Annotated in this window: 12 protein-coding genes and 3 tRNA genes; 6 read left to right on the plus strand and 9 right to left on the minus strand. The window is 52.5% G+C overall.

All coding sequences use genetic code 11. The annotated features are described in order from the left end of the window. Positions 1 to 127: 127 nt before the first annotated feature. From G8S19_RS04275 to G8S19_RS04285, 3 genes are all read right to left on the minus strand, one after another. A tRNA-Met gene (locus G8S19_RS04275) sits at positions 128 to 204 on the minus strand. Positions 205 to 356: 152 nt separating this feature from the next. Further along, positions 357 to 433 (minus strand) — tRNA-Met (locus tag G8S19_RS04280). A gap of 152 nt (positions 434 to 585) precedes the next feature. Then, positions 586 to 662, minus strand: a tRNA-Met gene (locus tag G8S19_RS04285). Between the two features lie 205 nt (positions 663 to 867). Here G8S19_RS04285 and mltA point away from each other — a divergent pair. After that, positions 868 to 1965: a murein transglycosylase A gene (gene mltA / locus G8S19_RS04290; RefSeq protein ID WP_042310759.1), complete on the plus strand. Its 1098-nt coding sequence runs from the start codon at positions 868 to 870 to the stop codon at positions 1963 to 1965. Between the two features lie 134 nt (positions 1966 to 2099). After that, a complete protein-coding gene (tcdA, locus tag G8S19_RS04295; RefSeq protein WP_003825630.1) occupies positions 2100 to 2906 on the plus strand; it encodes a tRNA cyclic N6-threonylcarbamoyladenosine(37) synthase TcdA in 807 nt (268 codons plus the stop codon). A 68-nt stretch (positions 2907 to 2974) separates the two neighbouring features. Here tcdA and csdE read toward each other — a convergent pair whose 3' ends face one another. After that, complete coding sequence (gene csdE, locus G8S19_RS04300) at positions 2975 to 3418, minus strand: cysteine desulfurase sulfur acceptor subunit CsdE (RefSeq protein ID WP_048213096.1); 444 nt, start codon at positions 3416 to 3418, stop codon at positions 2975 to 2977. Continuing rightward, positions 3418 to 4623, minus strand: a complete 1206-nt coding sequence (gene csdA, locus G8S19_RS04305) for a cysteine desulfurase CsdA (protein ID WP_253686146.1) — start codon at positions 4621 to 4623, stop codon at positions 3418 to 3420. The genes csdE and csdA overlap by 1 nt, the downstream gene beginning before the upstream one ends. A 192-nt stretch (positions 4624 to 4815) precedes the next feature. Here csdA and G8S19_RS04310 point away from each other — a divergent pair, with 192 nt between their 5' ends. The 4 genes from G8S19_RS04310 (at position 4816) to rlmM (ending at position 7830) form a co-directional block, all read left to right on the plus strand. Further along, positions 4816 to 5043, plus strand: a complete 228-nt coding sequence (locus tag G8S19_RS04310) for a YgdI/YgdR family lipoprotein (protein ID WP_048213094.1) — start codon at positions 4816 to 4818, stop codon at positions 5041 to 5043. 362 nt (positions 5044 to 5405) lie between these two features. Further along, positions 5406 to 6323, plus strand: a complete 918-nt coding sequence (gene gcvA / locus G8S19_RS04315; RefSeq protein ID WP_101741626.1) for a glycine cleavage system transcriptional regulator GcvA — start codon at positions 5406 to 5408, stop codon at positions 6321 to 6323. Between the two features lie 18 nt (positions 6324 to 6341). After that, on the plus strand, positions 6342 to 6737 hold the full coding sequence (locus G8S19_RS04320; RefSeq protein WP_003034037.1) for a DUF423 domain-containing protein: 396 nt from the start codon (positions 6342 to 6344) through the stop codon (positions 6735 to 6737). After that, positions 6730 to 7830: a 23S rRNA (cytidine(2498)-2'-O)-methyltransferase RlmM gene (gene rlmM / locus G8S19_RS04325; protein WP_048213093.1), complete on the plus strand. Its 1101-nt coding sequence runs from the start codon at positions 6730 to 6732 to the stop codon at positions 7828 to 7830. Before G8S19_RS04320 ends, rlmM begins: the two co-directional genes overlap by 8 nt. A gap of 31 nt (positions 7831 to 7861) precedes the next feature. Here rlmM and fucR read toward each other — a convergent pair whose 3' ends face one another. From fucR to fucI, 4 genes are all read right to left on the minus strand, one after another. After that, entirely contained in the window at positions 7862 to 8590 is a 729-nt protein-coding gene (gene fucR, locus G8S19_RS04330) for an L-fucose operon activator (RefSeq protein ID WP_253686149.1), read from the minus strand. A gap of 58 nt (positions 8591 to 8648) precedes the next feature. After that, entirely contained in the window at positions 8649 to 9071 is a 423-nt protein-coding gene (gene fucU / locus G8S19_RS04335) for an L-fucose mutarotase (RefSeq protein ID WP_124020860.1), read from the minus strand. A gap of 1 nt (position 9072) precedes the next feature. Further along, positions 9073 to 10491 carry an L-fuculokinase gene (gene fucK, locus G8S19_RS04340; RefSeq protein ID WP_124020859.1) on the minus strand — a complete coding sequence of 473 codons (1419 nt, stop codon included), beginning with the start codon at positions 10489 to 10491 and terminating at the stop codon, positions 9073 to 9075. Positions 10492 to 10604: 113 nt separating this feature from the next. After that, complete coding sequence (fucI, locus tag G8S19_RS04345) at positions 10605 to 12380, minus strand: L-fucose isomerase (protein WP_124020858.1); 1776 nt, start codon at positions 12378 to 12380, stop codon at positions 10605 to 10607. Positions 12381 to 12815 lie beyond the last annotated feature (435 nt).

Raw genomic sequence — 12815 nt, forward strand, 5'->3', positions numbered from 1 at the left:
CACTGCCTGTGTCTTTGATCGATACGGGCGGATGACAGAACGGCAGACACAAAAAAACCGCATAAAGCGAAACGCTTTTGCGGTTTTATTTTTCAAGGTCTTATTAAATGACCTTAACAGAATATGTTGGTTGCGGGGGCCGGATTTGAACCGACGACCTTCGGGTTATGAGCCCGACGAGCTACCAGGCTGCTCCACCCCGCGTCCGTCTTTTTGCTTCGTATTTCAAACCACATCTGCGTTGGCTTTCCTCGTTCACCTCAGTCACTTACTGGAGTAAGCTTCTAAAGATTCACTGCGTCGCCGCCTTGCTGTGCTTTGAACTACTTTGCAAAAATATTACATCAGATTTTAATTGGTTGCGGGGGCCGGATTTGAACCGACGACCTTCGGGTTATGAGCCCGACGAGCTACCAGGCTGCTCCACCCCGCGTCCGTTTTTTTGCTTCTTATTTCAAACCACACCTGCGTTGGCTTTCCTCGTTCACCTCAGTCACTTACTGGAGTAAGCTCCTAAGGATTCACTGCGTCGCCGCCTTGCTGTGATTCGAACTACTTTGCAAAAATATTACATCAAATTTTAATTGGTTGCGGGGGCCAGATTTGAACTGACGACCTTCGGGTTATGAGCCCGACGAGCTACCAGGCTGCTCCACCCCGCGTCCGTGGATGCGCACTATACTCTGCTAACGATTTCATGCAACCCTTTTTTCACCTTGATCACGTTTTTGAGGTGAAGATGAACAAAAACAACACCCTTTGGACTATTTTTTGCGCAAAATTTGCGTTGGGGTATGCATTCGCATTTCATTAGGTTCAGGGGTTTGTTATCTTCGTCTCGCATTCGGGCAACATAAGACGAGAACAATGAAAGGACGTTGGGCAAAATATCTTCTGGCGGGAGCAGTCGTCGCGATGCTCGCCGCGTGTTCCTCAAAACCCACCGATCGTGGGCAGCAGTATAAAGACGGGAAATTTACCCAGCCTTTCTCACTGGTGAACCAGCCTGATGCGGTTGGCGCGCCAATTAACGCCGGTGATTTCGCCGAGCAGGTTAATCAAATTCGCAGCGCATCGCCACGTTTGTACGGTAACCAGAGTAACGTTTACAACGCTATCCAGCAGTGGCTACGTGCGGGCGGTGATACGCGCAGTATGCGCCAGTTTGGTATTGACGCCTGGCAAATGGAAGGGGCGGACAACTACGGTAACGTTCAGTTTACCGGTTACTACACACCGGTTATTCAGGCGCGCCATACGCGCCAGGGCGAGTTTCAGTATCCTATCTATCGTATGCCGCCAAAACGTGGGCGCTTACCAAGCCGTGCCGAGATCTATGCTGGCGCGCTGAGCGACAATTACATTCTGGCGTACAGCAACTCCCTGATGGATAACTTCATTATGGATGTTCAGGGCAGTGGTTACATCGATTTTGGCGATGGCAGCCCGCTGAACTTCTTTAGCTATGCCGGGAAAAACGGTCATGCCTACCGCAGTATTGGTAAGGTGCTTATCGACCGTGGCGAAGTGAAAAAAGAAGATATGTCGATGCAGGCCATTCGCCATTGGGGTGAAACGCACAGCGAAGCCGAAGTGCGTGAGCTGCTGGAGCAGAACCCATCGTTTGTCTTCTTTAAACCGCAATCTTTTGCGCCGGTGAAAGGGGCCAGCGCGGTACCGCTGATTGGTCGCGCATCCGTGGCTTCTGACCGCAGCATCATTCCTGCGGGCACAACGTTACTGGCGGAAGTCCCGTTACTGGACAATAACGGCAAGTTTACCGGTCAGTACGAACTGCGCCTGATGGTGGCGTTAGATGTGGGGGGCGCGATCAAAGGGCAACACTTCGATATCTACCAGGGCATTGGCGCAGACGCCGGACACCGTGCGGGGTGGTATAATCACTACGGACGCGTGTGGGTGCTGAAAACAGCGGCCAACGCGGGTAACGTATTCAGCGGTTAATTGCCGGATGGCGCTTCGCTTATCCGGCCTGGATTATTGAGTAGGCCTGATAAGGCGTAGCCGCCATCAGGCAGTGATGCAGTCATCAAGGGCGGCATTTGTCCGCTCTTTTTGTTTTCTATATCTGAGGTTCTATGTCTGTGGTTATAAGTGATGCCTGGCGTCAGCGTTTTGGCGGTACGGCGCGTCTGTATGGCGAAAATGCGCTGCAACTGTTTGCTCAATCGCACGTTTGCGTGGTTGGGATTGGCGGAGTGGGGTCATGGGCGGCGGAAGCGTTGGCGCGAACCGGCATTGGCGCCATCACGCTTATCGATATGGATGATGTGTGTGTCACTAATACTAACCGCCAGATCCATGCTCTGCGCGATAACGTTGGCCTGGCAAAAGCTGAAGTGATGGCTGAACGTATCCGTCAGATTAACCCGGAGTGCCGGGTGAACGTAGTTGATGATTTTGTTACGCCAGATAACGTTGCAGAGTATATGAACGCGGGCTTTTCGTATGTCATCGATGCTATCGACAGCGTGCGCCCGAAGGCGGCGCTGATCGCTTATTGTCGGCGCAATAAAATTCCGCTGGTGACCACTGGTGGTGCGGGCGGGCAGATTGATCCTACGCAGATTCAGGTGGTTGATTTGGCAAAAACCATCCAGGACCCGCTGGCGGCGAAGCTACGTGAGCGACTGAAAAGCGATTTTGGGGTGGTGAAAAACAGCAAAGGCAAACTGGGCGTGGACTGTGTGTTCTCGACCGAAGCGCTGGTGTATCCGCAGGCAGATGGCTCGGTATGTGCAATGAAGGCTACGGCGGAAGGGCCGAAGCGTATGGATTGCGCATCCGGATTTGGCGCTGCCACCATGGTGACGGCGACATTTGGTTTTGTTGCGGTCTCTCACGCGCTGAAGAAAATGATGGCGAAAGCCGCGCGTCAGGCCTGATTGTATCGGATGGCGTGACGCTTATCCGACCTACGGTTCACGCAGCGTTGTAGGCCGGATAAGACGCATCAGCGTTGCCATCCGGCATCCTGAGCTGCCTCAATGAGCGCATTCAGCCCCTGACTACGTGACGCGCTCAGTTGTGCGCTTAAGCCCAACTCATCAAATAACGCCATCGGCGAACGCGTCTGTAACTCCGCGGTAGTTTTACCTTCGATAGCCGTGAGTAGTACCGCCAGCAGGCCGCGCACAATTCGGCCTTCACTATCACCGAAGAAGTGAAGTGTGCCATTCTCATGCAGACTGTACCCCAGCCAAACGCGGTTTTCGCATCCGGCAATCTCTTTTGCCTGCGCTTTCAGATCATCTGAAAGGGCCGGAAGTTGCTTGCCCAGTAAAATAAGTTGACGATATTTATCTTCCCACTGGGTGAGCGGGATAAAAGTATTCCGTAACGTCTCTTCCGTTACGATTGTGCCAAACGGGTGTCCGGCGAGCAGAGGGCTTGTCATTAGTCCACCAATATTTCCAGTGCGCGGTCAACGGCTGCGACCAACGCATCCACATCGCTTTGCGTATTATAAGGTGCAAATGAGGCGCGCAGCGTCCCGGAGACGCCCAGCTCCGCCAGCAGCGGTTGTGCGCAGTGCTGCCCCGCTCGCAGCGCAATGCCATATTCGGCCAGTAGCGTCACCATGTCGCTGTGATGAACGCCTGCGAAATCAAAGGCTAACAGACTGGATTCCTGGCAGCGGAAGGAACGAAATCCTGGCCGCTTTGCCAGCATATCTTCTGCCAACGTCGCCAGACTGCGGCTCCAGTTTTCGGCTTGCACGATATCAATATCCGCAAGCCATTCAAGCGCCGCACTTAATCCAATGACGCCCGCAACGTTCGGCGTGCCTGCCTCAAGCTTCCACGGTGCCGCTTGTGTGGAGAAACCATCAAAGCTGACTTCGCTAATCATTTTACCGCCGCCGAGCCACGGTGACATGGCCTCCAACAGTTCTGGTTTACCATACAATACGCCAATGCCCGTCGGACCATATAATTTGTGTCCGGAAAAGGCATAGAAATCAATATCTAACTGCTGAACGTCAGCGGGGAAATGTACAATTCCCTGAGCGCCATCCACCATCACCACCATGCCTGCCGCATGAGCAAGCGTAATCGCGCGGGCTAAGTCAGGGCAGCCACCGGTGACGTTCGACATCTGACCGAGAGCCAGAATGCGACTGCGTGGGGTGATGAGGTCCGCCAGACGCTCAGTGTCAGGCAGCAAATGGGCATTGAGCGGAAGCTTGATGACGTTGGCCCCCGTTTGCTCCGCCACCATCAGCCAGGGAACCAGGTTGGCGTGATGTTCCGCTACGCTGACGATAATCTCGTCGCCCGGTTGTAAGCGCGGACGCGCATAACTTTGGGCAACCATATTGATAGCTTCCGTCGTGCCACGGGTCCAGACGATTGTTTTGTCATCCGGCGCGTTAATCAGCCGTGCGACTTTTTCCCGCGCGGCTTCATAGCGCGCGGTCAGACGCTGGGCTTCAGCAAACTGGCTGCGATGGACGTTCCCGGCGCTCAGACTATAAAACTGATGGGTCGCCTCAATCACCGCCAGCGGCTTCAATGCCGTCGCGGCGCTGTCGAGATAGACACCTGCATCGTTGAGTGCGGGAAATTGTGCGCGAAACTGCGTGGGGTTAAAAGCGTTCATGGTATTCCTCAGTTCAGTAAACGGATCGTGGCGCAAAAAGGGCGCAGACACAAGGGTTGCGCTAACCATCGGAATCCTCTGGATATCCCCGCAAAGTCTGTGCAGTGTCTTATGCTAGATAGTGTTAGGCGAATAATTTTGCCTGTTATGAAATTCGTTTTATCTGGCATAAATTGCTGTGAGGAGAAGAATATGAAAAAGACTACCGCCATAATCTCTGCCTGTATGCTGACTTTTGCCCTGAGCGCATGTTCCGGTCCGAATTACGTGATGCACACCAACGATGGCCGGACAATCGTGTCTGACGGTAAGCCAAAGACCGATAATGAGACAGGAATGATTTCGTATAAAGACGCTAACGGCAACAAACAGCAGATTAACCGTACCGATGTGAAAGAGATGGTAGAACTGGAGAAATAGCCGGTCGTCATTGGCAGACACACGGACAAAAAAAAGCACCGCAATTTGGCGGTGCTACATTAATCACTATGGACAGACAGGGTAAATGTACAGGAAGTGAAAAAGGGTAGCTTTGCTACCATGGTCTGAATCGCAGACCAATTGCAAACACAACAACACAACATCACAACCGTAAGCCAAAAGCCCACCAGAACACGCATTCCGATAAAACTTTTCGTTCCGGCTTCAGGAAGTGCCGCCACTATAGGTATTTGCTGGTAGAACCTCAACGGACAATTTATAATGGCTCAGATAAAAAAAACTAATAGGTTACAGCCTGTTAGCTAATTGTTAAATTCATTTAACATCAAAGCCTAAAAGTCATGTCAAAACGATTACCACCCTTAAATGCGTTGCGTGTTTTTGATGCTGCAGCGCGTCATTTGAGCTTTACTCGCGCAGCAGAAGAGCTTTTTGTGACGCAGGCCGCAGTAAGTCATCAAATCAAGTCTCTTGAGGATTTCCTGGGGCTGAAGCTATTTCGTCGACGCAATCGATCTTTGCTGTTAACGGAAGAAGGTCAAAGCTACTTCCTCGACATCAAAGAGATTTTTTCGCAATTAACCGACGCGACGCGTAAACTTCAGGCACGTAGTGCAAAAGGTGCACTTACCGTCAGTTTATTGCCCAGTTTTGCGATCCAATGGCTGGTGCCCAGACTCTCTAGCTTTAACTCAGCTTATCCGGGAATCGATGTCAGGATCCAGGCGGTGGACCGTCAGGAAGACAAACTGGCGGACGATGTAGATGTGGCGATTTTCTACGGACGCGGCAACTGGCCGGGTCTGCGCGTTGAAAAATTGTACGCAGAATATTTATTGCCGGTCTGCTCGCCGCTATTACTCACCGGTGATAAGCCGTTGAAGACGCCCGACGATCTGGCTAAACATACATTATTGCACGATGCGTCGCGCCGTGACTGGCAAGCCTATACGCGCCAGCTTGGACTGAATCATATCAACGTACAGCAGGGACCTATCTTCAGCCATAGCGCCATGGTGCTACAGGCTGCTATCCATGGACAGGGCGTTGCGTTGGCCAATAACGTTATGGCGCAGTCCGAAATTGAAGCCGGACGTCTGGTTTGTCCATTTAATGATGTTCTGGTCAGCAAAAACGCATTTTATCTGGTTTGTCATGACAGTCAGGCAGAACTGGGTAAAATAGCCGCCTTCCGTCAGTGGATACTGGCGAAAGCGGCCACGGAACAAGAAAAATTCCGCTTTCGTTATGAACAATAATTTACGTAGGGTATTAACATGACCAGCCGTTTTATGCTGATTTTTGCCGCCGTCAGTGGCTTTATCTTTGTAGCTCTGGGAGCCTTTGGGGCACATGTTCTGAGTAAAACCCTCGGCGTTGTTGAAATGGGGTGGATCCAGACTGGCCTTGAGTATCAGGCATTTCATACGCTGGCTATTTTTGGTCTGGCCGTCGCCATGCAGCGACGCATCAGCATTTGGTTTTACTGGAGTAGTGTGTTCCTGGCATTAGGGACTGTGCTGTTTAGCGGCAGTCTGTATTGCCTCGCGCTTTCTCATTTACGCCTGTGGGCGTTTGTTACCCCTGTCGGTGGTTTTAGCTTCCTTGTAGGCTGGGCACTGATGTTAGTGGGCGCTATTCGATTGAAACGTAAGGGCGTAAGCCATGAATAAGGTTGTATTGTTGTGTCGCCCGGGTTTTGAAAAAGAGTGCGCTGCAGAAATTACGGATAAAGCAGGGCGTCGCGAAATCTTTGGTTTCGCCCGCGTCAAAGAAAATGCGGGTTATGTCATCTTTGAATGCTATCAGCAGGAAGATGCGGAAAAGCTGGTTAAAGAGTTGCCGTTTAGCTCGCTGATTTTTGCCCGCCAAATGTTTGTTGTCGGCGAGCTACTGCAATATTTGCCGCCGGAAGACCGCATCACACCGATCGTCGGTATGCTGCAGGGCGTGGTGGAGAAAGGCGGCGATTTGCGTGTCGAAGTTGCCGACACGAATGAAAGCAAAGAGCTGGTTAAGTTTTGCCGCAAATTTACCGTACCGCTGCGCGCCGCGCTGCGTGAAGCGGGCGTGCTGGCAAAACATGAAACGCCAAAACGTCCGGTAGTTCACGTCTTCTTTATTGCGCCAGGCTGTTGCTATACCGGCTATTCCTGGCCTGACAATAACTCCCCGTTCTACATGGGGATTCCGCGTCTGAAGTTCCCGGCGGATGCGCCGAGCCGTTCAACGTTGAAGCTGGAAGAGGCGCTGCACGTGTTTATCCCTGCCGATGAGTGGGATGAGCGTCTGGCCAATGGAATGTATGCCGTTGATTTAGGAGCATGTCCTGGCGGTTGGACCTATCAGCTGGTTAAACGCAACATGTGGGTGTACTCGGTGGATAATGGTCCGATGGCGCAAAGCCTGATGGATACCGGGCAGGTCACCTGGCTGCGGGAGGATGGATTTAAGTATCGCCCGAATCGCAACAACATCTCATGGATGGTGTGCGACATGGTGGAGAAGCCAGCGAAGGTTGCCGCGCTGATGGCACAATGGCTGGTCAACGGCTGGTGTCGTGAGACGATTTTCAACCTCAAGCTGCCGATGAAAAAACGCTACGAAGAGGTATCACAGAACCTGGCTTACATTCAGGCCCAGCTTGATGAACATGGCGTAAATGCCCAGATTCAGGCGCGTCAGCTTTATCACGACCGTGAAGAAGTCACCGTGCACGTGCGTCGTCTGTGGGCTGCCGTCGGCGGTCGTCGCGACGAACGATAATACTTATATGCCGGATGGCGGCGTGAACGCCTCATCCGGCGTGGGTTGTTTCAATCATTTCTGTATCTGAAATAATATGCGTCACATTTTCCAGATGCCCAATCTGCGTCTCACCCGAGCGATTAAATTTACTCTTATCAATCAATAATAATGACTGCGCCGCACGCTTAAGCAGGATGGATTTAAAATCGGCGTTGGTAGCGTTGGAATCCCAAAGTGTACCGCCACGGTCGATCCCCTCGCAGGAAAAGATGAACAGGTCGATATCAAGTGACTTTAGCTGTGAGATGAGCGATGGATTAACGTAGCAACCGTATTTACGCTCAAGGCGACCGTCGGAACTGATCAACTGAATATTTTCACGTTTACCCAATTCGAGGCAAATCGGTTGGCTATTCGTAAATACGTGAATGTTAATGTCTGGCAACAGGCGAGCCAGGTACCAGCAAGTAGAACTGGCATCCAGCGCGATCACCATACCTTCCTCTATCCACGTTAACGCGTCTCTGGCGATATCTGCTTTGTGGGAATAATGGCTTTTCAGTCTGATATGAAACGGCTCGCCGCAGTCCTGGTTTACCCGATGTATCACTTTGGCGCGCCCGTGATTACGCAGTACCTTACCCTGCGCCTGCAGTTGCGTAAGATCGCGACGGATAGTTTCTTTACTGACATTGAGCTGTGAGGATAAGGTTTCAGTCGTCAGACTTTTATGGTTGCTCAACAGATCCAGGATTGCTTGCAGGCGCGCTGCTTTCATGTTTTCTCACCCCATCATGCGATGAATGCCCGTACCTGTCGGGCATTCAGGTAAGAGATTATGGCGTTACCCCTTTTTTTAACAGGATATTTCCGTACTTTGCCCGCTCCCCTGTAATAACGATTGCGAATACTTTTTGTGCGCGTTCATAAAATGCATAACGGTCAATGCGAGTGATGTCCGGGCAAGGTGTTTGTAATGACAGTGCCTGCCGATATCGCGCTTCTACGTCGAGGTCGAGCGAGTCTCCTTCGACGGCGGCCATCATCACGAGTGGTGGGGCGTAACTGTCCAGTTCAAACAGTGGAATAATCGCCTGCAGCAGGTCGCTGACCAGCAGGCCGTCGGCGCGAATCACCTGCGGTCCCATGCTGTGGGCCGGGAAGTGGGCATCGGAAAAGATAATCTCATCGCCGTGACCCATTTCCGCCAGCACCTTCAGCAGGTCGGGCGAAATTAAGGGAGATATCGTTTTGAGCATGTTACTCGACTCCTGTCAGTTCGGATTCGGTTTGCGGATAAAAGTAACGGTACTGATACCGCACCTGTGCACGGGCCTGTTCCGGTGAGGTAAATTCCCTAATACCTGACCAGGCAAACATCGCGGCGCCCGCCACGGTGGTTTCGGCATCATCCAGCACTTTGACCGGGATTTTGAGCACGTTCGCTTTGATCTGATTCCACAATGCGTTGCGGCTTCCCCCGCCAACCAAAAGCAGCTCGGTCGCCTGGAAGTGACCGATTTTTTCCAGCGAGTGCAGATTTCGCTGCAGTTGTTCTGTCAGCCCTTCCAGCGCGGCGCGATAAAAATGCCCGCGGGTGGTATTGAGCGTCACGCCTTGCCAGCCCGCGTTCGCGCCGGTGAGCAGATCGCACTGCATTTTTACCCCATCAGCCCCTGCCGGAACGGCCTGCGCTTCATCGATTAGCGTTTGCCAGGGCGTATCGGTAGTCCATAACAGCTTACGTACCCATTCGAGGACGCCGGAAGCCAGCCACTGCATGCCGGGGTTATTGAGTCCTGGCTGGCTATCCAGTTCACAGGTGGAACCCGCATAATGGCTAAGCTGGGCGGTGTCCACCTGCGCACTGCGCACCATCAGAATTTCCCATGTGCCGGAAGAGAGCACCGGTTCGTCTGGCTGAGCTCCCGCGCCAAATAGCGCAAACTGCGTGTCGTGTCCGGCAGAGATGACCGGAATACCAGCGGGAAGACCGAGCAGGCTGGCGGCCTCGTGTTGCAGTACCCCAATCTGTTCGCCCGCTTCCACCAGACGTGGAAACAGTCGGCGCGGTATGCCGGTTGCCTGCAAAATGTCATCACTGAAATCGCGCTGCTGGATGTTTAGCATCTGGCTGGTGCCCGCCATGGTAATATCGGTGGTGAACTCGCCGGTGAGGCGATGGTTGAGCAGTGATGAAATAAATAGCCAGGCGTGTGCCTGTTCCAGCAATTGTGGGTGATTCTCTTTAAGCCATACCAGCTTGTACAGCGTGTTGAAGCTGAACGCGCCGACGCCGGAAATTTCCTGCAGCTGCTGCGGTGACATGTAGCGGTGGATATTCTCCATGACCGCCGTGGTACGTGGGCATTTCCAGCTGATCACCGGATACAGTTGCTTGCCGTTTTTATCAACCAGCGCGCCGTCTACGCCAAAGGTGGTGACTGCGATCCCGCGAACCTCGCAGGCGGTCAGTTGCGCAGAGAGCCGCTGACAGCAGTCGGCAAAACGTTGCAGAATGGCCTCCAGCGACCACTGATGCCAGCTACTATTTTCTGTGGCGATATCACTGGAATTGGGGGTTGAGGCGCGGGCAACGATTTTTCCCTGAGGGTCAACGGCGATAGCCCGCACGTTGGTCGCGCCACAGTCGAGGACCAGGATAACGTCTTGTTTCATAATTGCTCCCCAAACGTAGCCGGATGGCGCTGCGCTTATCCGGCCTACAAAACCTTCCACTTCGTAGGCCTGATAAGACGTGTAAGCGTCGCCATCAGGCAATCGCTCGATGTTTAACGCTTATACAGCGGGCCATAGTTCTGGCAGGCGCGGTAATCCTGGCCTTCGCTGTCCATACCGTGGGCTGCCCATGCGGAAGGGCGGTAAATTTTCTCTTCTTCCACGTTGTGCATACACACCGGAATACGCAGCATGGCGGCGAGCGTAATAAAGTCTGCGCCGACGTGACCAATCGTCAGCACACCGTGGTTTGCGCCCCAGTTAGCCATCACGGAATAGACATCGCTGAACGGGCCTTTACCGGTTAAGCGTGGAGCAAACCAGGTGGTCGGCCAGGTGGAGTTGGTGCGCGCATCAAGCTGGTCATGCATGTCTTTCGGCAATTCCACGCTCCAGCCTTCGGCGATTTGCAGCACCGGTCCCAGGCCTTTGATGATGTTGATGCGGGTCATGGTGAATGGCACGCCGCCCTCGGTCAGGAAGCGAGAAGAGTAGCCGCCCCCGCGGAAGTATTCGTGAATAGCCGGGCACCATTCGGTTGCCGCCAGGCAATCATCCGCTTCTTTCTGCGAGATTTCCCAGTGCGGCTTCATGGTTGGTTTCCCTTCGCCGTCGCGCTGTTTGCAGGAGCCGTCCAGCGCTGCTGAACCGGAGTTAATCAGGTGAATAATGCCGTGCTCAGCAAGGCCGGTCAGCGGTTTACCCGTGACGCGTTCTACCGCCTCTGGCGACCAGTAGGTACGCACATCGGCAAAGACCTGTGCCGTGCCGGTGAGCTGGTGGCCAAACAACATTGCGACACCGTTCAGGCTGTCGTTCTCGGTGGCGACGACATACGGTTCGCGCACGCCATTCCAGTCAAATGAGCTGTTGAGCAACGCTTCGGCGGTGTCGCCGTTTGGATATTGATCCGTCCAGTGGCGCTGGCCCTGGAAACCGGCGGCAATCGCGTTGTACCCCATCGACTCTTCAACCCGGCCTTTCTCTGCCAGTTTCTGGTTACCCTGCATCATGTCGCGAATGCACATGGCCATCAGCAGGCTCTCTTTCAGCACTGCACGGCTCTGTTCTTCATTTCGCTTATACTGTTGTGCGTTCTGATCCTCGCCATAACGGAAATGTTTATCCGCCCATGCCAGGGCAATTTCCAGCTCCGCTTCGTCATAGATCTTCTGGTCAATGCGACGACGCAATTCGGTCATATCAACAGGTTGAACCTTCATTCCCAGCCAGGATTCAAAGAAGTTATGGTCGACAATAGAGCCTGCAATTCCCATTGAAACGCCGCCGACGGACAGATAGCTTTTACCTTTCATGCTGGCAACGGCTAAACCTGCCCGAGTGAAACGCAGCAGTTTTTCTTCAACATCGGCAGGGATAGTGGTATCACCTGCATCCTGCACGTCATGACCGTAAATAGAGAAGGCGGGAAGCCCTTTTTGATTATGTGCAGCCAGTGCTGCAGCCAGATACACGGCACCTGGACGCTCCGTCCCGTTGAAACCCCAGATGGCTTTCGGGCGCATAGGGTCCATATCGATAGTTTCGCTGCCGTAGCACCAACACGGCGTGACGGTAATTGTCACGCCGACGTTCAGGCTACTAAATTTTTCTTCACAGGCGGCAGATTCAGCCAATCCGGCAATACAGGTGTCTGCGATAACGCACTCGATCTGTGCCCCGCAGGCATGACGAAGTTTCTCGGAAATCAGTGCGGCAGTGGCTTTTGCCATGTTCATGGTTTGTTCTTCGAGCGACTCGCGTACACCCATACGACGCCCATCAATCACCGGACGAATACCGATTTTCGGTAAACTATTTTTTTTCATTCGAGGTTCCTCATCTCACTTTATGCCGTGCTGCAAAAGCGGATGTCGGACACCACTGTCGCAGTTGGCTGAATTACCCATTTTTGCTAACTCGAGTTAGCTTAGGTATTAGAGAGTTTTTTGCACAACTTTTTTGTTATGGAACTGTGAGAAGCCTCACGAGAAGTGGTTAAAATTCGATCTGCGTCAAATAAACAAATACAGTTTTTTTCATTAAATTCTTTTTAAATTAATAAGATAAAATAAATTGTCTGTTCAGTGTCACAGTTTTAAACCAAATGATTTGGCTATTTTTGGCAGCTAAAATAGCTTTAAAAGGCAATCGCTAACTCGAGTTAGCATCGTTGATAAAACGCATATGATCTTGTAGACACATTCGCATTAACGGTGACGATGGCTTCCTGGCAACGCTGTTTTTCGCCTGATTCACTGATT

The sequence above is a fragment of the Citrobacter sp. SX206 genome (assembly GCF_024181025.1).
Classification (GTDB): Bacteria; Pseudomonadota; Gammaproteobacteria; order Enterobacterales; family Enterobacteriaceae; genus Citrobacter; species Citrobacter youngae.